20 protein-coding genes are annotated in these 21,246 nt (G+C 59.5%); 15 read left to right on the forward strand and 5 right to left on the reverse strand.

The genetic code is table 11. The annotated features are described in order from the left end of the window. The first annotated feature begins 102 nt into the window (after positions 1 to 102). The 10 genes from iolD (at position 103) to AB4N92_RS23995 (ending at position 11,119) form a co-directional block, all read left to right on the forward strand. The gene (gene iolD / locus AB4N92_RS23950; protein WP_047543093.1) at positions 103 to 2,034 is read left to right on the forward strand and encodes a 3D-(3,5/4)-trihydroxycyclohexane-1,2-dione acylhydrolase (decyclizing); all 1,932 of its coding nucleotides are present in this window, start codon (positions 103 to 105) and stop codon (positions 2,032 to 2,034) included. Positions 2,035 to 2,053: 19 nt separating this feature from the next. Further along, a complete protein-coding gene (locus tag AB4N92_RS23955) occupies positions 2,054 to 3,064 on the forward strand; it encodes a bifunctional inositol 2-dehydrogenase/D-chiro-inositol 1-dehydrogenase (RefSeq protein WP_021491721.1) in 1,011 nt (336 codons plus the stop codon). Between the two features lie 155 nt (positions 3,065 to 3,219). Continuing rightward, entirely contained in the window at positions 3,220 to 4,248 is a 1,029-nt protein-coding gene (locus AB4N92_RS23960; protein WP_176332215.1) for a Gfo/Idh/MocA family protein, read from the forward strand. Between the two features lie 125 nt (positions 4,249 to 4,373). Continuing rightward, positions 4,374 to 4,550, forward strand: a complete 177-nt coding sequence (locus AB4N92_RS23965; RefSeq protein ID WP_167337367.1) for a hypothetical protein — start codon at positions 4,374 to 4,376, stop codon at positions 4,548 to 4,550. Positions 4,551 to 4,598: 48 nt separating this feature from the next. Beyond that, positions 4,599 to 5,528: a sugar ABC transporter substrate-binding protein gene (locus AB4N92_RS23970; protein ID WP_042572060.1), complete on the forward strand. Its 930-nt coding sequence runs from the start codon at positions 4,599 to 4,601 to the stop codon at positions 5,526 to 5,528. 65 nt (positions 5,529 to 5,593) lie between these two features. After that, a complete protein-coding gene (locus tag AB4N92_RS23975) occupies positions 5,594 to 7,147 on the forward strand; it encodes a sugar ABC transporter ATP-binding protein (protein ID WP_010211017.1) in 1,554 nt (517 codons plus the stop codon). A gap of 26 nt (positions 7,148 to 7,173) precedes the next feature. After that, entirely contained in the window at positions 7,174 to 8,196 is a 1,023-nt protein-coding gene (locus tag AB4N92_RS23980) for an ABC transporter permease (RefSeq protein WP_010211015.1), read from the forward strand. A gap of 423 nt (positions 8,197 to 8,619) precedes the next feature. Continuing rightward, positions 8,620 to 9,024, forward strand: coding sequence for a TraR/DksA family transcriptional regulator (locus AB4N92_RS23985; RefSeq protein WP_003191666.1), 405 nt, complete (start codon positions 8,620 to 8,622; stop codon positions 9,022 to 9,024). Between the two features lie 543 nt (positions 9,025 to 9,567). Beyond that, the gene (locus tag AB4N92_RS23990; RefSeq protein WP_373422412.1) at positions 9,568 to 10,800 is read left to right on the forward strand and encodes a methyl-accepting chemotaxis protein; all 1,233 of its coding nucleotides are present in this window, start codon (positions 9,568 to 9,570) and stop codon (positions 10,798 to 10,800) included. 115 nt (positions 10,801 to 10,915) lie between these two features. Beyond that, positions 10,916 to 11,119: a hypothetical protein gene (locus AB4N92_RS23995; protein WP_010211013.1), complete on the forward strand. Its 204-nt coding sequence runs from the start codon at positions 10,916 to 10,918 to the stop codon at positions 11,117 to 11,119. A 6-nt stretch (positions 11,120 to 11,125) separates the two neighbouring features. Here AB4N92_RS23995 and AB4N92_RS24000 read toward each other — a convergent pair whose 3' ends face one another. The 3 genes from AB4N92_RS24000 to AB4N92_RS24010 form a co-directional block, all read right to left on the reverse strand. Next, positions 11,126 to 11,362 (reverse strand): DUF2789 domain-containing protein, encoded by a 237-nt coding sequence (locus tag AB4N92_RS24000; RefSeq protein WP_010211012.1) that lies wholly within the window; start codon positions 11,360 to 11,362, stop codon positions 11,126 to 11,128. Positions 11,363 to 11,430: 68 nt separating this feature from the next. Then, positions 11,431 to 11,661, reverse strand: a complete 231-nt coding sequence (locus tag AB4N92_RS24005; protein ID WP_010211011.1) for a hypothetical protein — start codon at positions 11,659 to 11,661, stop codon at positions 11,431 to 11,433. 111 nt (positions 11,662 to 11,772) lie between these two features. Then, the gene (locus tag AB4N92_RS24010; protein ID WP_236267315.1) at positions 11,773 to 12,048 is read right to left on the reverse strand and encodes a hypothetical protein; all 276 of its coding nucleotides are present in this window, start codon (positions 12,046 to 12,048) and stop codon (positions 11,773 to 11,775) included. 413 nt (positions 12,049 to 12,461) lie between these two features. Between AB4N92_RS24010 and AB4N92_RS24015 the strand changes: the two genes are divergently transcribed. Continuing rightward, entirely contained in the window at positions 12,462 to 12,911 is a 450-nt protein-coding gene (locus AB4N92_RS24015; RefSeq protein WP_010211009.1) for a hypothetical protein, read from the forward strand. Between the two features lie 133 nt (positions 12,912 to 13,044). Next, the gene (locus AB4N92_RS24020; protein ID WP_021491715.1) at positions 13,045 to 14,061 is read left to right on the forward strand and encodes an ABC transporter substrate-binding protein; all 1,017 of its coding nucleotides are present in this window, start codon (positions 13,045 to 13,047) and stop codon (positions 14,059 to 14,061) included. Positions 14,062 to 14,152: 91 nt separating this feature from the next. Here the strand turns inward: AB4N92_RS24020 and AB4N92_RS24025 are convergent, their stop codons facing one another. Together AB4N92_RS24025 and AB4N92_RS24030 are read right to left on the reverse strand one after the other, a co-directional pair. Further along, positions 14,153 to 16,279: a TonB-dependent receptor gene (locus AB4N92_RS24025; RefSeq protein ID WP_106119695.1), complete on the reverse strand. Its 2,127-nt coding sequence runs from the start codon at positions 16,277 to 16,279 to the stop codon at positions 14,153 to 14,155. 95 nt (positions 16,280 to 16,374) lie between these two features. Continuing rightward, positions 16,375 to 16,764 (reverse strand): DUF2946 domain-containing protein, encoded by a 390-nt coding sequence (locus tag AB4N92_RS24030; RefSeq protein ID WP_106119696.1) that lies wholly within the window; start codon positions 16,762 to 16,764, stop codon positions 16,375 to 16,377. 93 nt (positions 16,765 to 16,857) lie between these two features. Between AB4N92_RS24030 and AB4N92_RS24035 the strand changes: the two genes are divergently transcribed. The 3 genes from AB4N92_RS24035 (at position 16,858) to AB4N92_RS24045 (ending at position 21,165) form a co-directional block, all read left to right on the forward strand. Further along, positions 16,858 to 17,295: a DUF3995 domain-containing protein gene (locus AB4N92_RS24035; protein ID WP_010211004.1), complete on the forward strand. Its 438-nt coding sequence runs from the start codon at positions 16,858 to 16,860 to the stop codon at positions 17,293 to 17,295. 898 nt (positions 17,296 to 18,193) lie between these two features. Further along, a complete protein-coding gene (locus AB4N92_RS24040) occupies positions 18,194 to 20,695 on the forward strand; it encodes a TonB-dependent siderophore receptor (protein WP_010211003.1) in 2,502 nt (833 codons plus the stop codon). Positions 20,696 to 20,835: 140 nt separating this feature from the next. Beyond that, complete coding sequence (locus AB4N92_RS24045) at positions 20,836 to 21,165, forward strand: hypothetical protein (protein WP_010211002.1); 330 nt, start codon at positions 20,836 to 20,838, stop codon at positions 21,163 to 21,165. Positions 21,166 to 21,246 lie beyond the last annotated feature (81 nt).

Below are 21,246 nucleotides of genomic sequence, written 5' to 3' on the forward strand. Positions count from 1 at the left end.
AGTCACCGGATTGACTTACTGACCCATCGCTTTCGCGAGCAAGCCCGCTCCCACATGGGATCACTGTTGATCGACAGATTTGCATTCATACAAGGTGCGAACATGACCACAACAAGATTGACCATGGCCCAGGCCCTGGTGAAGTTCCTGGATAACCAATACATCGAAGTCGACGGCGTACAAAGCAAGTTCGTCGCCGGCGTGTTCACCATTTTCGGCCACGGCAATGTGCTGGGCCTGGGCCAGGCCCTTGAACAGGACGCCGGCGACCTGGTGGTGCACCAGGGCCGCAACGAGCAGGGCATGGCGCATGCCGCGATTGGTTTCGCCAAGCAGCACCTGCGCCGCAAGATCTACGCCTGCACCGCCTCCGTCGGCCCGGGTGCTGCGAATATGCTTACCGCGGCGGCGACCGCCACCGCCAACCGTATCCCGTTGCTGTTGCTGCCCGGCGATGTCTACGCCAGCCGCCAGCCCGACCCGGTGTTGCAGCAGATCGAGCAGTTCCACGACTTGAGCATCAGCACCAACGATGCGTTCCGTTCCGTCAGCAAGTACTGGGACCGCATCAACCGGCCTGAGCAGCTGATGACGGCGGCGATTCACGCCATGCGCGTGCTCACCGATCCTGCCGAAACCGGCGCGGTGACCCTGGCGCTGCCCCAGGATGTGCAGGGCGAGGCTTGGGATTACCCGGACTACTTCCTGCAAAAACGTGTGCACCGTATCGACCGCCGCCCGGCCACCGCCGCGATGATCGGCGATGCGTTGGCGGCGTTCCGGGGCAAGCGCAAGCCGCTGATCATCTGCGGTGGCGGCGTGAAGTACTCCGGCGCCAATGCCGCGCTGCAAGCCTTTGCTGAACGGTTTGATATTCCCTTCGCGGAAACCCAGGCGGGTAAGAGCGCCGTGGTTTCCAGTCATCCGCTGAACGTCGGCGGGATTGGTGAAACCGGCTGCCTGGCGGCGAATCTGCTGGCGCCCGAAGCGGACCTGATCATTGGTATCGGCACGCGCTACACCGACTTCACCACCTCGTCAAAATCGCTGTTCAAGCATGCCGAGGTGAAGTTTCTCAACCTCAATATCAGCCCCTGCGATGCCCTGAAACTCGACGGCGTACAGGTGTTGGCCGACGCGCACGTCGCCCTCGAAGCACTGGCCGATGCCTTGGGCGATTACCGTTCCGGCTGGGGCGGGCAGATCGCTGAGGCCAAGGCGCAGTTGGAGGCCGAAGTGGACCGCGTGCATCAGGTGGAGTATGCCGGCGACGGTTTCGTGCCTGAGGTCGACGACCACCTGGACCGCACGGTGCTGCGTGAATTTATCGAGCTGACCGGCTCGTGCCTGACCCAAAGCCGCGTGCTGGGTGTATTGAATGAGGCCCTGGCCGACGACGCGATCATCGTCGCCGCCGCCGGCAGCCTGCCCGGCGATTTGCAGCGTGCCTGGCGCAGCAAGGGCGTCAACACCTACCACGTCGAGTACGGCTATTCGTGCATGGGGTACGAGATCAATGCGGCCCTGGGCGTGAAACTCGCGGAGCCGACCAAAGAGGTCTACGCCTTGGTCGGCGATGGGTCCTACATGATGCTGCACTCGGAACTGGCGACCTCGATCCAGGAGCGGCGCAAGATCAACGTGGTGCTGCTCGACAATATGGCGTTCGGCTGCATCAACAACCTGCAGATCGGCAACGGTATGGACAGCTTCGGCACCGAATTCCGCTACCGCAACCCCGAGAGCGGCAAGCTTGACGGTGGCCTTGTACCGGTGGATTTCGCCATGAGCGCAGCGGCCTATGGCTGCAAGACCTACAAGGTCAGCAGCGTGGAACAGCTCGAAGCGGCACTGGCCGATGCACGTAAGCAGACGGTTTCCACGCTGATCGATATCAAGGTGCTGCCCAAGACCATGATCCACGGCTACCTGTCGTGGTGGCGGGTGGGCGTGGCGCAGGTCTCCACCAGCGAACGCACGAATGCCGCCGCGAAAAAACTCAATGAACACCTGGCGAAGGCCCGGCAGTACTAATAACAAGAGGAGTGTTTGTATGTCTTTGAAACTGGGTGTGATCGGTACAGGCGCTATCGGCCGGGACCATATCCGTCGCTGCAGTCAGACCTTGCTCAACAGCCAAGTGGTGGCGGTGACTGACATCAACCTGGAGCAAGCCGCCAAGGTGGTGGCTGACTTGAACATCAGCGCCGAGGTGTACGCCGACGGCCATGCGCTGATCCATTCACCCGAGGTCGAAGCGGTCCTCGTCACCTCCTGGGGCCCGAGCCACGAAGAATTCGTGCTGGCCGCCATCGCCGCCGGCAAACCGGTGTTCTGCGAAAAACCCTTGGCGGTCACCGCCGAAGGCTGCCGCAAGATCGTCGATGCCGAAGTAGCTTTCGGCAAACGCCTGGTGCAGGTCGGCTTCATGCGCCCTTACGATGAAGGCTATCGCGCCCTCAAAGCCGTGATCGACAGCGGCCAGATCGGCGAGCCGCTGATGCTGCACTGCGCGCATCGCAACCCGACGGTGGGCGAGAACTACAAGACCGACATGGCGATCACCGACACCCTGATCCACGAACTGGATGTGCTGCGGTGGTTGCTCAACGATGACTACGTCTCGGTGCAAGTGGTGTTTCCGCGCAAATCCAGCAAGGCGCTCGCCCATCTGCGCGACCCGCAGATCGTGCTGTTGGAGACCGCCAAAGGCACGCGCATTGATGTGGAAGTGTTCGTGAACTGCCAGTACGGCTATGACATCCAGTGCGAAGTGGTGGGGGAGACCGGCATCGCCAAGCTGCCGGAGCCGTCCCAGGTGCAACTGCGCAGCGGCGCGAAGCTGTCCAACGCAATCCTGATGGATTGGAAAGATCGGTTTATCGGCGCATACGACGTGGAGTTGCAGGCGTTCATCGACAGCGTGCGTGCGGGACAGGTCGGTGGACCGTCGGCGTGGGATGGCTTTGCGGCGGCGGTGGCGGCGGATGCGTGTATTGAGGCGCAGAACAGTGAGCAGATTGTGAAAGTGAGCTTGCCGGACCGCCCACACTTCTACGGCTGACCGCGATCCCACAGATGGAAAGCAGTCAGTGTGGGAGCGGGCTTGCTCGCGAATGCGATGTGTCAGTTAAAGAATGTGTATCTGACACACCGCATTCGCGAGCAAGCCCGCTCCCACATTTTGATTGGGTTTCCCCTTCATTAAGGAGTGTATGCATGCGCATCGGTCTAGTCGGCTACGGCCACGGAGGGCGCGTTTTTCATGCGCCGCTGATTGCAACCCTGCCAGGTGCGACGTTTGTCGGCGTGGTGACTCGCTCACTTGAACGCCGCCAGCAACTGGCAACCGACCACCCCAGTGTCAGAGCTTTTGACAACATCGGCCAGATCGTTGAAGTCGGCGTCGACGCTCTGGTCGTCTCCACCACCCTCAAAGGCCGCCCAGCCCTGGTGCTGGAAGCCATCGAACACGGCGTTGCCGTCGTCAGCGACAAACCCTTCGCCGCCAACGCTGAACAGGCCCAGGCGCTGATCACCGCCGCCGAGCGCCAGGGCACGCTGCTCAGCGTGTACCAGAACCGACGCTGGGACTCGGACTACCTGACCCTGCGCAAGCTCATTGATGCCGGCGCCCTGGGCAAGATCACCCGCTTTGAATCCCGTGTGGAGCGCTACAGCCCGCAAGCCGTGGGCAACGCCAGCGGTGGCGGCTGGCTGCGCGACCTGGGCAGCCATTTGGTCGACCAGGCGTTGCAACTGTTTGGCCCGGTTGATCGTGTATTCGCCCAACTGCACTACACCGTCGAACACCCCACGGTAGATCACGGCTTCTTTGTCTCGCTGACCCATGCCAACGGCGTGATCTCCCACCTGTGGGGCAGCGCGTTGCAAAACAGCCAGGCGCCGCGCTTTCGGGTCAGTGGCAGCGCAGGCTGTTACACCGTCGAAGGCCTCGACGGCCAGGAAGAAGCCTTGATGGCCGGCAAGTCGCCGAAAACCGAAGGCGAGCATTGGGGCGCCGAAGAGCATCGACGTTGGGGATGGTTCGAGCAAGGCCCGGAGCGCGAGCGGGTACCGTCGGAGAAGGGCTGCTGGACGCAGTTCTATCGACAGTTGCAACTGGCTGTACACGGGCAGGGACCGCTGCCGGTGGATGCCTATGACGCTCTGGAAACCACCCGTATATTGGACGCCGCACGCCTGAGCGCCGAGCGCCAGCAGGTGGTTTCAACAAAAATAGAATAAAATTCTAAAACAGGTTGATATGGAAATTATTTTCCAATAAAGTCTTTTCCAGGTTGCATAAAGTACGTTCGGCTTGATCCGCGCGACTCAACAAAAACAAGATCAAAACAACCAGGTACCGTCAGATGAAAATCTTCAACGCTGTACTGCGAGTTTTACGCCCCGCTCTTGCGCCACGCGGTCTGCCCCGCGCCCGGCCGTTCTACTTCTCCTTCCTTAATGTGCTGTGCGTCGAAAACAAAGGTGCGCTGGTGTGCTGTATTCCGGGTGCCCCCGTCGTCCGGCTGCCTGCAGAGCTCTGATAAACGCAACGTCCAAAAAACCAACAAGAAAGTGGAGACAGACCGTTCATGAAGACCCCGATCCGTTTTACCGCGCTGGCCCTGTCCATGCTGCTCGCCAGCGGTGTTGCCTCTGCCGCCGATCTGAAGATAGGCGTGAGCATGTCCGCCTTTGATGACACCTTTCTCACCTACCTGCGCGAAGACATGGACAAGCAAGCCAAGTCCTATCCCAAGGGTGATGGCGTGCAATTGCAGTTCGAAGACGCCCGTGCCGACGTGGTCAAGCAACTGAGCCAGGTCGAGAACTTTATCAGCCAGAAAGTCGACGCGATCATCGTCAACCCGGTGGATACCGCGTCGACGGCCAATATCATCAAGGCCGCCACCGCTGCGAAAATTCCGCTGGTGTTCGTCAACCGTCGTCCTGACAGCCCAACATTGGCCCCCGGTGTTGCGGCGGTGACGTCCGATGACGTCGAGGCCGGGAAGCTGCAGATGCAGTACATCGCCGAAAAGCTCGGCGGCAAAGGCAATATCGTGATTCTGCTGGGTGACCTGGCGAACAACTCCACCACCAACCGTACCAAAGGTGTGAAGGAGGTCCTGACCAAGTACCCAGGCATCAAGATCGAGCAGGAACAGACCGGTATCTGGCTGCGTGACAGGGGCATGACCCTGGTCAACGACTGGCTGACCCAGGGCCGTGACTTCCAGGCGGTGCTGTCGAACAACGATGAGATGGCGATCGGTGCCGCCATGGCCCTGAAATCGGCGGGCAAGAAAGGCGTGTTGATCGCCGGTGTCGACGGCACGCCGGATGGCCTGAATGCGATCACCAAGGGTGACATGACGGTGTCGGCCTTCCAGGATGCAAAGGGCCAGGCCGACAAGTCGGTGGAGACGGCGCGCAAGATGGCCAAGAACGAGCCTATCGAGCAGAACGTGGTGATCCCGTTCCAACTGATCACCCCGGACAACGTCAAAGACTTCAAGTAGCCCCTGGATAACAACAATAAGCCGGCAGGGCGGTTTCGGTCGCCCTGCAGATGGAGTACCTCCTTATGCTCGCTCAAGCGACTGTCTCGCAGCCTCCCAGTCTTCAGCCTCAGACGCTGGAAGAACCCTACCTGCTGGAAATCGTCAACATCAGCAAAGGCTTTCCCGGCGTCGTGGCCCTGGCCGACGTGCAACTGCGGGTGCGCCCTGGCACCGTGCTGGCGCTGATGGGCGAGAACGGTGCGGGCAAGTCGACGTTGATGAAAATCATCGCCGGCATCTACCAGCCCGACGCCGGGGAAATCCGCCTGCGTGGCAAGCCGATCGTGTTTGAAACGCCCCTGGCGGCCCAGAAGGCTGGGATCGCGATGATCCACCAGGAACTCAACCTGATGCCGCACATGAGCATCGCCGAGAATATCTGGATTGGCCGCGAGCAGCTCAACAGCCTGCACATGGTCAACCACCGCGAAATGCACCGCTGCACCGCCGAACTGCTGGCGCGCCTGCGCATCAACCTGGACCCCGAGGAACAGGTGGGCAACCTGAGCATCGCCGAGCGGCAGATGGTCGAGATTGCCAAGGCCGTGTCCTACGACTCCGACATCCTGATCATGGATGAACCGACATCGGCCATTACCGAGAAGGAAGTGGCCCACCTGTTTTCGATCATTGCCGACCTCAAGTCCCAGGGCAAAGGCATCGTTTACATCACCCATAAAATGAACGAAGTGTTCGCCATCGCCGATGAAGTGGCGGTGTTCCGTGACGGGCACTACATCGGCCTGCAACGCGCCGACAGCATGAACAGCGACAGTCTGATTTCGATGATGGTCGGTCGTGAGCTGAGCCAGTTGTTCCCGCTACGCGAGACGCCCATCGGCGACCTGTTGCTGACGGTGCGCGACCTGACGCTGGACGGCGTATTCAAGGATGTGTCGTTCGACCTGCACGCCGGTGAAATCCTCGGTATTGCCGGCTTGATGGGCTCGGGCCGTACCAATGTGGCGGAAACCATTTTTGGTATCACCCCCAGCAGCAGCGGCCAGATCACTCTGGATGGCAAGGCGGTGCGCATTAGCGACCCGCACATGGCCATCGAGAAAGGCTTTGCGCTGTTGACCGAGGACCGCAAGCTCAGCGGCCTGTTCCCCTGCCTGTCGGTGCTGGAAAACATGGAAATGGCGGTATTGCCGCACTACACCGGCAACGGCTTTATCCAGCAGAAAGCCCTGCGTGCGCTGTGCGAAGACATGTGCAAGAAGCTGCGGGTGAAAACCCCGTCCCTTGAGCAGTGCATCGACACCTTGTCCGGCGGCAACCAGCAGAAGGCTTTGCTGGCGCGCTGGCTGATGACCAACCCGCGTCTGCTGATCCTCGATGAACCCACCCGTGGCATCGACGTGGGCGCCAAGGCCGAGATCTACCGATTGATCGCTTTCCTCGCCAGCGAAGGCATGGCCGTGATCATGATTTCCTCCGAATTGCCCGAAGTGCTGGGCATGAGCGATCGGGTCATGGTGATGCACGAAGGCGAGTTGATGGGCACCTTGGACCGCAGCGAAGCGACCCAGGAAAAAGTCATGCAGTTGGCCTCCGGGATGACGGCAGTCCACTGACGTACAGAATAAGAAGGTGAAGGGCTATGAACGCAATAACAGATAACAAACCCGCGACGGTACCCACCAAAAGTCGTCGACGCCTGCCCACCGAGCTGAGCATCTTCCTGGTGCTGATCGGCATCGGCCTGGTCTTCGAGCTGTTTGGCTGGATCGTGCGTGACCAGAGCTTCCTGATGAACTCCCAGCGCCTGGTGCTGATGATCCTGCAAGTGTCGATCATCGGCCTGCTGGCGATCGGCGTGACTCAAGTCATCATCACCACGGGTATTGATCTGTCCTCCGGCTCGGTGTTGGCGCTGTCGGCGATGATCGCGGCGAGTTTGGCACAGACTTCCGACTTTTCCCGTGCGGTGTTCCCGAGCCTGACCGACTTGCCGGTGTGGATCCCCGTAGCGATGGGGCTGGGTGTGGGACTGCTGGCGGGTGCGATCAACGGCAGCATCATCGCCGTCACCGGTATTCCGCCGTTCATTGCCACCCTCGGCATGATGGTCTCGGCCCGTGGCCTGGCGCGTTACTACACTGAAGGCCAGCCGGTGAGCATGCTTTCGGACTCGTACACGGCCATCGGCCATGGCGCGATGCCGGTGATCATCTTCCTGGTGGTGGCGGTGATCTTCCATATTGCGCTGCGTTACACCAAGTACGGCAAGTACACCTATGCGATTGGCGGCAACATGCAGGCCGCGCGTACCTCGGGGATCAACGTCAAGCGCCACCTGATCATCGTGTACAGCATCGCCGGTCTCCTGGCTGGTCTGGCGGGTGTGGTGGCCTCGGCACGTGCCGCGACCGGCCAGGCCGGCATGGGCATGTCTTATGAGCTGGATGCGATTGCTGCGGCAGTGATCGGCGGCACCAGCCTGGCGGGCGGGGTAGGGCGCATCACCGGCACCGTGATTGGCGCGCTGATCCTTGGGGTGATGGCCAGCGGGTTTACCTTTGTCGGGGTGGACGCGTACATCCAGGACATCATCAAGGGCCTGATCATTGTGGTGGCGGTGGTGATCGACCAATACCGCAACAAGCGCAAACTCAAACGCTGACTGAATTTCCTGTCTGACGCGAGACAAGTTGTGGGAGCGGGCTTGCTCGCGAATGCGGTGTATCAGTGCCGGATGTGCTGACTGATACTCAGCATTCGCGAGCAAACCCGCTCCCACATGGGATCCCTCGTCGATCAGTTCTAACCGTTTGTCTTCTATATAGCTCCACAACACTGAATTTCTTGCTATAAACGCACTCCGATGACCATTCGCCGAGCCCGTCCTGGTGCTTTTGGGGGTTATCTCGGAAAAATTGCCTGTCTTTTCAGTTGCTGCGCCCTCAAGTCGGCCTTAGACTGCCGCCCCTCGTAAATTGAGTGCCGGGTGGCGCTTGAAATGGATGGCGCCCTTCCGAGACCTGCAAAGGTCGGCCGGAACGCTCCCTTATTCGCCTTAATGCACGTATTTTTTATAGAGAAATCAATGACAAAGGAAAAGTTGCTGGCCATGCCGGCGGATGACTACATGAATGCCGAACAGCACGCTTTTTTCGAGAAGTTGCTGCAAGACATGAAAGTGGAACACCACGAGCGCATTGAACAGAACCGTATCGCCATTGAAAGCCTGGACACCCCGGCCGACCCGGCCGACGCCGCTTCCGTTGAAGAAGAGCGTACCTGGCTGGTCAACGCCATCGACCGCGACCAGCGCATGCTGCCGCAACTTGAGCGCGCACTGGAGCGTATCAAGGAAGATTCCTTCGGCTGGTGCGATGACAGCGGCGAGCCTATCGGCCTCAAGCGCCTGCTGATCAGCCCGACCACCAAGTACTGCATCGAAGCGCAAGAGCGCCACGAGCAGATCGACAAGCATCAGCGCCAAGCCTGATGCGGTGAAGCGGGGGGCCGTCCTGCGGCTCCCCGGGAAAGACCCGTTACACCCCGTCTATTGATCTGCTGCAAGCTACCCCACTAAAGGCCCATGGATAATGGCCCGATAGTGGCGTTTAATGCAGCGACAATAATGACAAACAGTGGGGTAACGAAGATGGCTGGAGACGGATCTCTGATGGGCGCAGCAGTGTCACCGCAAGCGGTGGCGCGCGGGCTGCCCGGCTGGCTGACGCCACTGTTGCAGAGCGCCGCCCTGGTGTTGGTCCTGCTTGGCTTGGCGCTCGCCAGCCTGCCGCTCTACCTTTGCCTGCCACTGGCCCTGCTGGTGATCTGGCTGCCTCGCCTGAAAAGTCGCGCGCCTGCCAGCGCGCCTTCTGAGGTCGGCGATGGGATGGGCGAGTTGACTCGCGACCTGTCCTACACCACCAGCCATAACGCCCTGTCCGCAGCCGCGGTAGCCTATTCGGTCAAGCAACTGGCGGCTCGCCTGCAGTCGCAATTGGGCGCGGCCAAGCAGATTGTCAGCAGTGCCGAAGTAATGATCGGCACCGAAAAGCTCACCTCTCAACTCAGCCGCGACGCGCTGGGTGCCGCCAGCCAGGCCCATCAACGCAGCACTGAAGGCCGCGAAGTGCTGACCCAATCGATCACCCGCATGCATCAGCTCAGCCAGCGTGCCAACGCCAGTCGTGAGCTGATCGAAGCCTTGAGCCTGCGCAGCGAGGAAATCCAGCGGGTGACCCTGGTGATCCAGTCCATCGCCAGCCAGACCAACCTTTTGGCGCTTAACGCCGCGATCGAAGCGGCGCGGGCCGGTGAGCATGGGCGTGGGTTTGCGGTCGTCGCGGATGAGGTGCGCGGGTTGGCAGGGCGTACGGCTACGGCCACCGATGAAGTCGGCGTGATGGTCGCGGATATCCAGCAACGCACCGTCCAGGTGGTGGAGCAGATTCGTCAGCTCTCGACCGACTTGCAGACTGGCGTTGAACAGGTAGAGCACGCCGGCGAGCAGCTGCAAAACATCGCCAGGTTGTCCGCAGATGTGGAAGGCCAGGTTAATGAGATCGCCCAGGGCACTGACACCAATCGCACCCAGCTCGACAGCTTGTTCCATGCTGTTGAGCAGATGCGCAGCGACCTGGCCGTCAGCGACCAGCAAACCCGTCAGTTGGCCGATGCCGCCGTGCAGATGGAAGGGCAGGCCGAAACCATCAGCGAGCGTCTGGCGGAAGTAGGGCTGGATGATTATCACCAGCGCATCTATGACCTGGCCCGTGAAGGCGCCAGCCAGATTGCCGCGCAGTTCGAAGCCGATGTGCAGCAGAACCGCATCAGCCTGGATGATCTGTTTGACCGCAGCTACACGCTGATTGCCAATACCAGCCCGAGCAAATACCACACCCGGTTCGACGGCTACACCGACCAGGTGTTGCCGGCGATCCAGGAAGCGCTGTTGCCACGGCATGAAGGCTTGGTCTTCGCCATTGCCTGCACGCCGCAGGGCTATGTGCCGACGCACAACAAGGCGTTTTCCCATGCGCTGACCGGCGATGTTCAGGTGGATGCCGTGCAGAACCGCACCAAGCGCAAATTCGAAGACCGCACCGGGATCCGTTGTGGAAGCCACCAGCAGGCAGTCTTGCTGCAAACCTATACCCGCGATACCGGAGAGCTGATGCACGACCTGTCGGTGCCGATCATGGTCAAGGGTCGGCATTGGGGCGGCTTGCGGCTGGGCTATAAGCCCGAAGAGATGAAAGGCGGGCGCTAGGGATTATTGCTGTTTATGCAATGGAGCTATTCCGGGGATAGCTTTTTCCAACGCGAGGAAAACCGTAGCATGGCCAACATTGTTAGCCAGCTAACTAATGCTGCGGAGAAGCTCCATGCAAAACAAAGTCGATGTCGCCGTGATGATTGGCAGTGGCGTACCCCAAACCCTGCGTGCGCTGGGCCAGAAGGCTTGCTGGGTGGTGTTGCTCAACGGTGAGCAGCGCGGCACCGCCTTCGCCAGTCGTGATGAAGCTGAAGAGTGCAGGGCCGCCTGGCAGGCGCTGTTGCGCCTGGAGCAGTCGGACAGCCTGCATTGATTCGGCTTACTGTGATTGATGCAGGCGTTGATTCAGTTCATCCACGGGAATCGCCCATTCAGCGTCGTCGCGCAGCTCTTCCTTTAGAAAGGCAGCTTGCTGATCGGACCAGAACGGTGCATCGATCAGTTTCACGTCCTCAGGCAAAGGGTGCGCGACGATAAAGGCGTCGATGGCTTCCGGGGTTGAGTCCAGGCCCAATTGTTCAAACAGGGTTTCCAGGGTAGGGATTGGCGCGTCCATTTCGTTCTCCATGCAGGGTGGTCGTTATGCATGGGAGGGTTGTGGTGCAGCAGAGTTCTATCGGATTATCAGGAATTGAGTGCCCCGGAATCCACGGCGGCCTTCAGGGCCTTGGCGGATTCTTTTGCGGCGGTGGCCGCCGCGTCGACGGTTTTGAACCAACGGTCTTTTTCCACCTGGTGGGTGGTGACGGTGGTCAGCGGTGGCTTGGCCCGCATGATGATCACTGCTTGGAACTCTCCGTCGACTTCCCTCGCGTCGCCATGGATGAAAAATTCGCCGATATCAAATTCCGTCACGTAGAGCCTTCCCTTGGAGATAACTGCACTGGAGAAACCTGGGCCCGCAGGGCACAAACTTCAGTGGACGGGCCAGTATGGCAGTTGTTGCGGGTCGGCGGCGCAGTTAAGTTATCGGACGGACGAAACGACCGCTCCATGAGGTGCTTGCAACTGGGCTTCAAGTTTCTTGGCCAGTTCGCAGGCCTTGACATGGCCGCTGCGAAAGCCTTTTATTCGGCCGCTGAGCACTTCACGGATGTGGAAGAAGTTTTTGCCGGCAGGTACGACTTGGAAAAGAACCGAATCCGAGTACCCCTCGAAGCCGCCCAAGCAGTAGTATTGAGCCTCGCCCTGAGATGATGGACGGGTGTGCGAAGACATTGCATTGTAGGTTGATCGTTGCATGGCCTGCTCCTTTCGATCGATCCGGTTGACTTGATTGCAACGTTTTGGGTGGTTTTGATCGGTGCTGCTGTTTTAGTATTGTCGTCGGCGATCTGCGCCCGGTTCCATGACAGCGTGTTTATTTGTGTTTGCTTGTCGGAAAACTGCATTTTTAATTGGGTTATTCTCTGAAGTTGGTCGGCCCGTATTCTCGGGCCGTTTAACCTGTGATCTCCTGTGGTGCCTGATGACCTTGCAAGGTCCATCGCGTACGTCCGTACTAGTCTTGCGGCGCGACAGTGGGTTCTTCTTCAGTTTTTTAAAGAATGAGTGATGGGATCGTGCCGTAATGGCCGTTTTTTTGTGCTGCCCGCTCTGGCGGGCGGCGCTCTTTTTGATGTGGGGGCGTTTCCTTGGCAGTCAGTAATCTGGATATGCACGCGTTGTTCGTGCTGGGTGATTTGCGCGCAAAGTTGGTCAAGCAGTTTCAATCCCGTTTCGTTTACATCACAGAGCAGACGCCGGAAGGTATCTACATCGCCGAGATCGATACCGAGGCAGCGATGGTCGTGGATGACAAGCCGCGTCTGGAGCTCAAAGTGGGCGATCACTTCCGCGCAGCGGTATTGCCCAGCCGTGAAGGTGGCAAGTTCGAACTGAAGTTCCGCGACATCAAGTTGACCGTCTACGGCCTGGGCGACTACGCCTTTGTGTCGTCGGCCGAAGGCCATGGCATCGTGTTCAAGGAAGGCCACAGCGTGATGCTGGTGTTTGCCGCCAACGAGCAGCTGCAAGAAGGCCTGACCAAGACCCTCAAAGCCGTGACCGGCAAAGCCGCCAAATGGCGCAAGGGTGAACTGGTGACGTTCAAGGCCAGCGAATAAGCATAAAATTCCGCGAACACCCGCTATCTCCCGGAACCTCTACTACAGTTGAGTTGACTTAACTATTCAGAGGCTTCGCGCTTACGTAGCAAAGCCGTCCGCTGTCTGCTGCGATATCGCGAGGTGCAAGGGCATGAAAGGATTGAAAACACTGTTGGCGGCCTCCCTGACGACGCTGGGGCTGTCAGTGGCGGCATTGCCGGTGTCGGCCGCCGAGGCCCCGGTGCATTTTGCCGACCTGAACTGGGAAAGCGGCAGCCTGATCACCGAAGTGCTGCGGGTGATCGTCGAGAAGGGATACGACCTGCCCACCGATACATTGCCTGGCACCACCATCACCCTGGAAACCGCCCTGGCGAAGAACGACATCCAAGTGATCGGTGAAGAATGGGCGGGCCGCAGCCCGGTGTGGGTCAAGGCCGAAGCCGAAGGCAAAGTGGTCGGCCTGGGCGATACGGTCAAAGGCGCAACCGAAGGCTGGTGGGTGCCGGAATACGTGGTCAAGGGCGACCCTGCCAAGGGCATCAAGCCCCTCGCGCCGGAGCTCAAGAGCGTGAAGGACTTGGCGCGCTACAAGGATGTGTTCAAGGACCCGGAATCTCCAGGCAAGGGGCGCTTTCTCAACAGCCCCATCGGCTGGACCTCGGAAGTGGTCAACAAACAGAAGCTCAAGGCCTACGGTTTGGACGACAGCTATGTGAACTTCCGCAGCGGCTCGGGCGCGGCACTGGACGCCGAGATCGCCTCATCGATCCGCCGGGGCAAGCCCGTGTTGTTTTACTACTGGTCGCCGACGCCGCTGATGGGGCGCTACAAGTTGATCCAGTTGGAAGAGCCGCCGTTTGATGCCGAGGCGTGGAAGACCCTGACGGATGCGGATAACCCGAATCCAAAACCTACGCGGTCGTTGGCCTCCAAGCTGAGCATCGGCGTCTCGACGCCGTTCCAGAAGGAACACCCGCAGATTGCCCAGTTCTTCGAGAAGGTCGAGTTTCCGATTGAGCCGCTGAACAAAGCCTTGGCGACCATGAGTGAAAATCACACGGCGCCACGGGAAGTGGCCCAGGTGTTTCTGAAGGAACATCCGCAGGTGTGGAAGGCTTGGTTGACAGAAGATGTGGCACAGAAGGTTGAAGCCAGCCTGAAATAACACTGCGCATGTACTGTAGGAGCCCGGCTTGCCGGCGATGGCGTTCTATCGGACGCCATCGTCGGCAAGCCGGGCTCCTGCGTTCAAGTGTTTAGAACCTGGTTTGTACTGCCAGCTCGAATGTCCTTGGCGCACCAAGGTAGTAAGCCGGCGACACATGGGCAAACTCGGCATACACCTCATTCGTCAAATTGCGTACCCGGCCCGTCACCGAGGTGTGCGAGTCCACTTTATAGCGCAGGAACGTGCCGAACAGCGTGTAGGCCGGCACTGTCTGGGTGTTGGCATTATCTGCATACACCTCGGCCACATAACGCGCATCCACGCCCCCTTGCCAATCTTCGGCAAAATCATAGGTCAGCCACAGGTTGCCCACGCGCTTGGGCACGTTGGTTGGCGTATTGCCTTTGCGCGAGACCACCGCGCCACTGGCGATTTTCTCGTTGAAGTCGTCGTACTCGGCGTCGACCCACGCGAAGTTACCCTCCGCCAGCAACCTTGGCGTGATGCGTAACGAACTGGCCAACTCGATGCCTTTGGATGACTGCGCGCCGACCGGAATACTGTTGGTCGGGTCCTGCGGGTCGGTCACGGCAAAATCCTTACGCTCGATCGTGTAAGCGGCCACGGTGGCCGAGCCTCGGCCGTCCAGGTAGTCGAATTTGCTGCCCACTTCCCACTGTTTGCCCGTCGAGACATCAAACACCTGCGTGGTGGTGTTCGGCTGCTCGGCGGCCGTGCTGTATTGCACATACACGTTGGCCGATGGGATGAACTGGTAAGTCAGGCCGACGCGACCGGTCACCGGTTCCCAGCTGCGCTTGAAGTGGCGGGGATTGGTGGCGGTGATCGCACGGTGGTTGGTGACATCCAGGTCGATAGCGTCGTAACGCAGGCCGGTGAGCAGCGAGAGTTTATCCGTGAGCCCCAGCCGGTTCTCCACGAATAACGCCTGGGTGGTGACCTCGTTGGTCTTGTCCTTGCCGAACTTCTCACGGGTTCGCGGGATGTCGTAGAAGTGCCCGGGGTTGTAGTTGTTCGGGTCCACGCTGCTGTTGCCCGGCACATTCAGCGGGGTGTTGGTGGTGCTATTGACCTTGTACTCGAAACCACCGGACCAGGTGGTCGACAGGCCGAAAAGGCTGTTGTCGTGGCGCAGCTCGAACTGGTTGCCGTTCTGTTCGCCCTGATGGCGCACTTGATAGGCCGTCGAACGGTTCACCGCACTGTTGTCGGCGTTGTACTGGTAGGTTTCCAGGTTGCGGTAGTCGCGCTGGCTGTCCAAGTGGTAGAGGGTGTTTTTCAGAGTGGTGCTGTCGTTGAGGCGGTAGTCGATGATCGAACGCGCCCAGATCGTGCGCTGCTCATAGCGACCGTCGGAAACGTTGTAGTTGTTGAAACGGTTGTGCTTGTCGATCTTCAGCTCGCCCACTTTGGGGTTGAGCACCGGTGTGCCCCAGTAAGGGCTGTCTTCATGCTCATCCTGGTATTCCAGCGCCAGGGTATGCGACAGGTTGGGCGTGAGGTCACTGAGCAGGGAGAACGCCAGGCTCCAGGCCTCGCGTTGGTCGCGGTCGATGTAGCTATGATTAGTGTTGCGGCTCACGTCCAGGCGCGCGTAGTGCTGCACATCGGCGCCGGGTTCGGTCAGGGCGTGATTGACGCCAAACGCCATGCCGGCGGTGTCATAGCTGCCATAGGTGAGCTGGCCTTCGGCCGCCTGCTCTTCGCGGGTGGCCAGTTTGGTCACGTAGTTGAGCGAACCGCCCACGGAACCGGCACCGTTGATCAAGGAGGAGGGGCCGCCTACCAGCTCTACCCGGTCGTAGATCCACGCATCCACTGGCCGGGCCAGGCCGGTCGCGACATTGATTCCGTTGAACATCTGGGTGATCTGGCTGCTGGTAAAGCCGCGGTAGGAGACAAAACCGCCAAATCCTGGCGGGGCGCTGGCATTCACGCCAGGCAAGGTGTTGGCTGCGTCGCGGAAGGTCTTGGCGCCGTGGCGTTCGATGTCATTGCGGTTGGCGATAGCCACCGACGCCGGGGTTTCGCGCACACTCAAGCCCAAGCGCGAGGCCATGCCACTGGATTGGTCCAAGGCCAGGCCAGGCTCGGCGGTTTGTTCGCCATCAATGGTGGTCGGGGCCAACTCAAGGGCCCAGGCACAGACAGGCAGGCAGCCGAACAGGCCCGCCAACAGGGGTAGATGTTTCATGGTTGAATCCTGAAAAACTTGGCTTGAAAACAACGCACAGCCGCCCGTACATCCTTGCGGAAACGGTGGTCAGTGCAGATTGGAAAGCGAAGGGATCAGGCGAAAGCAGGCGGTGCGCGCGGATTAGCCGCAGGCCAGGTGAAGCGGGCAGGGATGTCAGCAGCCAGGACAATGGCCGGCGGTGGTGCATGGGGCTGTGGCAACACCGCCACATTCAGGCTGGAACTCAGCGCCGGGCCCATGCCACCGGTGGAACACAGCGGGCAACCAAAGGCCTTGGACAGCGTCGGCAGGTTCTCTTCAGTCGAGTTGGACGGCTTGGGCGCCTGAGTACGCGGGTCCACCGTACAAAACCGACCGCCGATGCCATTGAGCTGCATCCCGACCATCTGCCCGTGACCGATACTGCAGGCGAACACATTGAACAGGACGCAGCAATAGAGCATCCAGGCAATGAGCGAGCGGTCGGCACGGGCGATTTTCATGGGGCGGCACTTTACCATCAGCCGCCGACGAAATGCCTGCAGAAAATCTCAGGACGACTATCCTGTTTCGCACCTTTTCAGGGAGAGCCAGCCATGAGCTTCGTTGTCGCACGATGGATTGTCGGGGTGTTTACCTGCATCAGCATGGTCCACTTGTACTGGGCCGCCGGCGGCAAACTCGGCAGCCTCGCCGCCATCCCCCAGCTGCCCGGCGAATTCGCCAGCGGCCCAAAACCGGCCTTCAAGCCCTCGGCGCTGGGGACGTTCCTGGTGGCGATGGGGCTGGTGGCCATTGCGCTGCTGGTGTGCCTGCGGGCCGGATTGTACTTCTCGGCGGTGTCCCATGGGGCGTTGCAGTGGGGCATCAGCGCAATTGCGGTGGTGATGTTCGCCAGGGCGATTGGGGATTCGGAGTTGGTGGGGTTTTTCAAGAAGGTCGGTGGGTCGCGGTTTGCGAGGTTGGATACGTATTTTTATTCGCCGTTGTGTTTGGTGTTGGGGGCAGGGTTGTTGGTGGTGGCGTGGGGGTGAAGGGCTGATTGCTCGTCAGGATGGGCAGTCCTTATTAAAGGTTGAATGAAGTACAAGTTGGACATCGAATCGGGCATTTTCTTGGCTTTTCCTCGTTTCAGGTACGCGCCGAATTCATGCGCCACGTACTCTTTTCGGTATGTTTTTTTTGCGGTAGCTCACAGGCGTCAATATATAATCGCCAAAGGTCAAATTCGTCGACCTTATCGCCAGGGCTTTAATCAAAGTTGATACATAGGTGCAGACAGGCAAACCCAACAACGAATGCCATGCAATTCGTAGGTCACGTCATTGGCGACAGCGCCTCGCCGCGAAATGTTCTTGGGGCACCATAACCCACGCATTTTTTTGGTTTCGAACGATCGCTTGAGGCATTCCGTTGCTTTCCCTACTTGCCCAGACATTCCGATATAAGAGTTTCTAGTGTGTAGATTTGGATTGTGCGAGACCTTCCAGTCTTAGGCATTGTCTTCATTTGGAGCAGTGAGCATCTAACTAAAGATCGCTAGGGTATGTTCTGACTCATTGTTTCTACCATTAGGTCATGTTTGGTTTTTGTTAAGCAGTGATTTTCGTATTGATTTTTTAAAGTCTTCAATTGTCCCGTCGTCAAGGTGGCTCATTTTTTTGCAAACCTTTTAGTTAACGTAATCAGCATTTTTTTGTTTCCTTCAAAATGTAAAACGGGGACCATTTTCTTTAGGAAGAGCGGTTAATACATTCAGAAAGGGCTGACTGAACACGGGGAAAAACCACTAAAAACCAACCCAAAGGCTACACAAAAAAGCGACAAAACTGATTGCAGCGCGGCAGAGCAAATAAAAATCGCTCTCATCCTTGCCCGATTTTCCGACCTGGCCGTCATGGTTAATAGAACCTCCCTTACGCAGGATTTCCCATGTCGCGCCTTGCTCGTCCCTTGCACCCACTGGCCTTGTCAGTGGCGATGGCTTTTGCCGCCGTGCCGTTGCTGACCGTCCAGTCCACCCATGCCGAAGAGAGCAGCAGCGCTGTGGGCCGCTTCTCGATTCCAGCCGGTGATTTGAGCCAGGCACTCAATAGCCTGGCCGAGCAGGCGGGCCTGGTGCTGGCGTTTGATGCAAGCCTGACGCGTGGCAAACGCAGCCAGGGGCTAAGTGGGCAATACGACACCGACGTGGCGCTGACCCAATTGCTTTCCGGCAGCGGCTTGCAAGCCTTGAAGCTCTCCGCCGACCGCTACCGCCTGGAATCCATCCCGGATAACGGCGGGGCCATGGAGCTGCAGGCCACCACCATCAGCGGCGCGTACCAGGCTGAGAGCCCGACCGGGCCGGTGTCCGGTTATGTGGCCACGCGCAGTTTGTCGGGCACCAAGACCGACACCGCGTTGATCGAAACGCCGCAGTCGATCTCCATCGTCACCAAAGACCAGATGCGCGCGCAAAACGCCGAGAGCCTCAACCAGATCCTGCGCTATAGCGCTGCCGTTATCCCGGAGACCCGTGGCGCCACCGCATCGCGCCTGGACCAGTTGACCATCCGGGGGTTCTCGCCGGCGACCTACCTCGACGGCCTGCGCATGCCCTCAAGCCGTGATGCCTTGCCGCAGAAAGACGCCTTTGACCTGGAGCGCGTGGAAGTGCTGCGCGGCCCGGCGTCGGTGCTGTACGGGCAGGGTACGCCGAGCGGCGTGATCAACATGGTCAGCAAGCGTCCTTTGGATACGCCGTTTCATGAAGTGGGTGTGGAGTACGGCACCTTCAACAAGAAGCGTACGACCTTCGACTTGAGTGGCCCAATGGACGACCAGGGCGTGTATTCCTACCGCGTGGCCGGGCTTTTCGACGACGCCGATGGCCAGGTCGAGCACACTGAGACGCGCCGACAGTCACTGTCCAGCGCCTTCACCTGGCGCCCGGACGACGCCACCTCGTTGACCCTGCTCGGGCATTTCCAGAAGGATCCCAAAGGTGCGTCCTACGGCTCGGTGCCGGCCTGGGGCTCGGTGCTGCACAGCCCGACCGGGCGCAGTATCGATGTGGATTTCTACGACGGTGAAAAAAACTTCGAGAAAAGTGACCGCGAGTACTACAGCATCGGCTGGGCGTTCGAGCATCACTTCGATGACGTGTGGACCGTGCGCCAGAATGCGCGTTACCTGCGCAGCGAAGGCCAGTACCGCAGCCTCTACAGCAACTACCTGATGGCGGATTACCGCACCATCCGCCGCTCGACCATCGCCAGCGATGTCGACCTGGATGCCTATACCCTCGACAACCAGGTGCAGGCCAAATTCGACACCGGCCCGTTGCAGCACACCCTGCTGATGGGGCTCGATTACCAGAACACCAGCACCGACACCCTGTCCGGTTCTGGTGTATACACAGCGGGCCCGACCCTGGATATTTTCAATCCGGTCTATGGCGCGGCCGTGCCGGTGCCGGCCTACACCACCGACGGCACCTCGCGCAGCGAGCAGACCGGCGTGTACCTGCAAGAACAGATGAAGTGGGACAAATGGGTATTGCTGCTGGGCGGTCGCTACGACTGGGCCAGTACCGATAACAGCACCCAGACCCTCAGCAGCGGGGCAAAGAGCAAATCCTCTCTGGACAGCAAAGCCTTCACCGGTCGCATCGGCCTGGTCTACCTCTTCGACAATGGCCTGGCACCGTATGCCAGCTACGCGGAGTCGTTCAACCCGCAGTCAGGCACCGGCTACGGCGGTTCGGTGTTCAAGCCGACCGAAGGCAAGCAGTATGAAATCGGCATCAAGTACCAACCACCAGGCAGCAACAGCTTTATCACTGCGGCGATCTTCGACCTACGCCAGACCAATGTGCTGACCACCGACCCAGACCCGACTCACCTGTGTGGCACCGGACGCTGCCAGAGCCAGGACGGCGAAGTGCAATCCCGAGGCTTTGAACTGGAGGGCAAGGCCAGCCTCAACGACAACCTGGACATCACCGCGGCCTATGCTTATCTGGATAACCGCATCAGCAAGTCCAACAACACCGTGCGGTATGCACCCATCAGCGACATCGGCGTAGGCCCGGCCATCGCCGCCGAAGGTACCACCACCTACGGCGTGCCGCGTCACACTGCCTCGGCGTGGGCTGACTACACCGTCCACGATGGCAAACTCAAGGGCTTCGGCGTCGGTGCGGGGGCGCGGTATGTCGGCTCGTCCTGGGGGGATACCGCCAACACCCTGAAGGTCCCGGGCTACACCCTGTTCGATGCGGCGGTGCACTACGACATTCCGAACATCGCCCGCCTGAAGGACAACCTGCGCCTGGCGCTCAATGCCACCAACCTGGCGAATAAAGAGTATGTCGCGTCCTGCTACTCCTATTCGTGGTGCTGGTATGGTTCGCAGCGCACCGTGCAGGCGAGCGCGACCTACCAATGGTGAAGTGAGGGCTGTTCAACGGCCTGACTGCCCGCTGCGGCAGCTAGCTGAAACATTGCGCAATAAGGCAATTTAATGGCCCCTTTGTAACAAAATCCTCGCCAGAATCGCTTTTATTTTCAGGTGGTTAGGTGAGGATGCAAATGCGCACTGTTGGATTCATGCTGATCGCCTGTTCCCTGGCCGGCGGCGCGGCTGCCGTGCAGGCTCGGGAGCTGCGCGAGGGGGACAAGTACATGTGCAGCTGGGGCGCCGGCACCGCCGCCAGGGCCCAGGAGCTCAAGCTGTCGGGCGTGTCGCTTTACGCGGCGCGGCAGAAGATCCAGACCATGAAATTCAACAAATCCTGGATGCGCATGATGGCCATGGGCATCACCGAACAAACCTACGACAGCCGTTCACGGCTTAAGCCCGAAGCGATTCGGCAGGGCTTCTACCAGGATTGCGTGCGCTACAAAGTCGCACGCAAATGACGGCTTAATGTGACAGCGGCGAGCTGGCATCAGGGCGAGGCCCTGTAGGCCGTTTTACAAATCCACGACATTCACTGCGTT

The sequence above is a fragment of the Pseudomonas sp. S3_A09 genome, from assembly GCF_054668065.1.

Excerpts from the sequence above, each read along its gene's own strand:
- AB4N92_RS24040 (WP_010211003.1), top strand. The coding sequence starts at position 18,194 with ATGTCGCGCCTTGCTCGTCCCTTGCACCCACTGGCCTTGTCAGTGGCG.
- AB4N92_RS23975 (WP_010211017.1), top strand. The coding sequence starts at position 5,594 with ATGCTCGCTCAAGCGACTGTCTCGCAGCCTCCCAGTCTTCAGCCTCAG.
- AB4N92_RS23990 (WP_373422412.1), top strand. The coding sequence starts at position 9,568 with ATGATCGGCACCGAAAAGCTCACCTCTCAACTCAGCCGCGACGCGCTG.
- AB4N92_RS23995 (WP_010211013.1), top strand. The coding sequence starts at position 10,916 with ATGCAAAACAAAGTCGATGTCGCCGTGATGATTGGCAGTGGCGTACCC.
- AB4N92_RS23960 (WP_176332215.1), top strand. The coding sequence starts at position 3,220 with ATGCGCATCGGTCTAGTCGGCTACGGCCACGGAGGGCGCGTTTTTCAT.
- iolD (WP_047543093.1), top strand. The coding sequence starts at position 103 with ATGACCACAACAAGATTGACCATGGCCCAGGCCCTGGTGAAGTTCCTG.
- AB4N92_RS23955 (WP_021491721.1), top strand. The coding sequence starts at position 2,054 with ATGTCTTTGAAACTGGGTGTGATCGGTACAGGCGCTATCGGCCGGGAC.
- AB4N92_RS23965 (WP_167337367.1), top strand. The coding sequence starts at position 4,374 with ATGAAAATCTTCAACGCTGTACTGCGAGTTTTACGCCCCGCTCTTGCG.
- AB4N92_RS24020 (WP_021491715.1), top strand. The coding sequence starts at position 13,045 with ATGAAAGGATTGAAAACACTGTTGGCGGCCTCCCTGACGACGCTGGGG.
- AB4N92_RS24030 (WP_106119696.1), bottom strand. The coding sequence starts at position 16,764 with ATGAAAATCGCCCGTGCCGACCGCTCGCTCATTGCCTGGATGCTCTAT.
- AB4N92_RS24015 (WP_010211009.1), top strand. The coding sequence starts at position 12,462 with ATGCACGCGTTGTTCGTGCTGGGTGATTTGCGCGCAAAGTTGGTCAAG.
- AB4N92_RS24035 (WP_010211004.1), top strand. The coding sequence starts at position 16,858 with ATGAGCTTCGTTGTCGCACGATGGATTGTCGGGGTGTTTACCTGCATC.
- AB4N92_RS23970 (WP_042572060.1), top strand. The coding sequence starts at position 4,599 with ATGAAGACCCCGATCCGTTTTACCGCGCTGGCCCTGTCCATGCTGCTC.
- AB4N92_RS24010 (WP_236267315.1), bottom strand. The coding sequence starts at position 12,048 with ATGCAACGATCAACCTACAATGCAATGTCTTCGCACACCCGTCCATCA.
- AB4N92_RS23980 (WP_010211015.1), top strand. The coding sequence starts at position 7,174 with ATGAACGCAATAACAGATAACAAACCCGCGACGGTACCCACCAAAAGT.
- AB4N92_RS24045 (WP_010211002.1), top strand. The coding sequence starts at position 20,836 with ATGCGCACTGTTGGATTCATGCTGATCGCCTGTTCCCTGGCCGGCGGC.
- AB4N92_RS24025 (WP_106119695.1), bottom strand. The coding sequence starts at position 16,279 with ATGAAACATCTACCCCTGTTGGCGGGCCTGTTCGGCTGCCTGCCTGTC.
- AB4N92_RS23985 (WP_003191666.1), top strand. The coding sequence starts at position 8,620 with ATGACAAAGGAAAAGTTGCTGGCCATGCCGGCGGATGACTACATGAAT.
- AB4N92_RS24000 (WP_010211012.1), bottom strand. The coding sequence starts at position 11,362 with ATGGACGCGCCAATCCCTACCCTGGAAACCCTGTTTGAACAATTGGGC.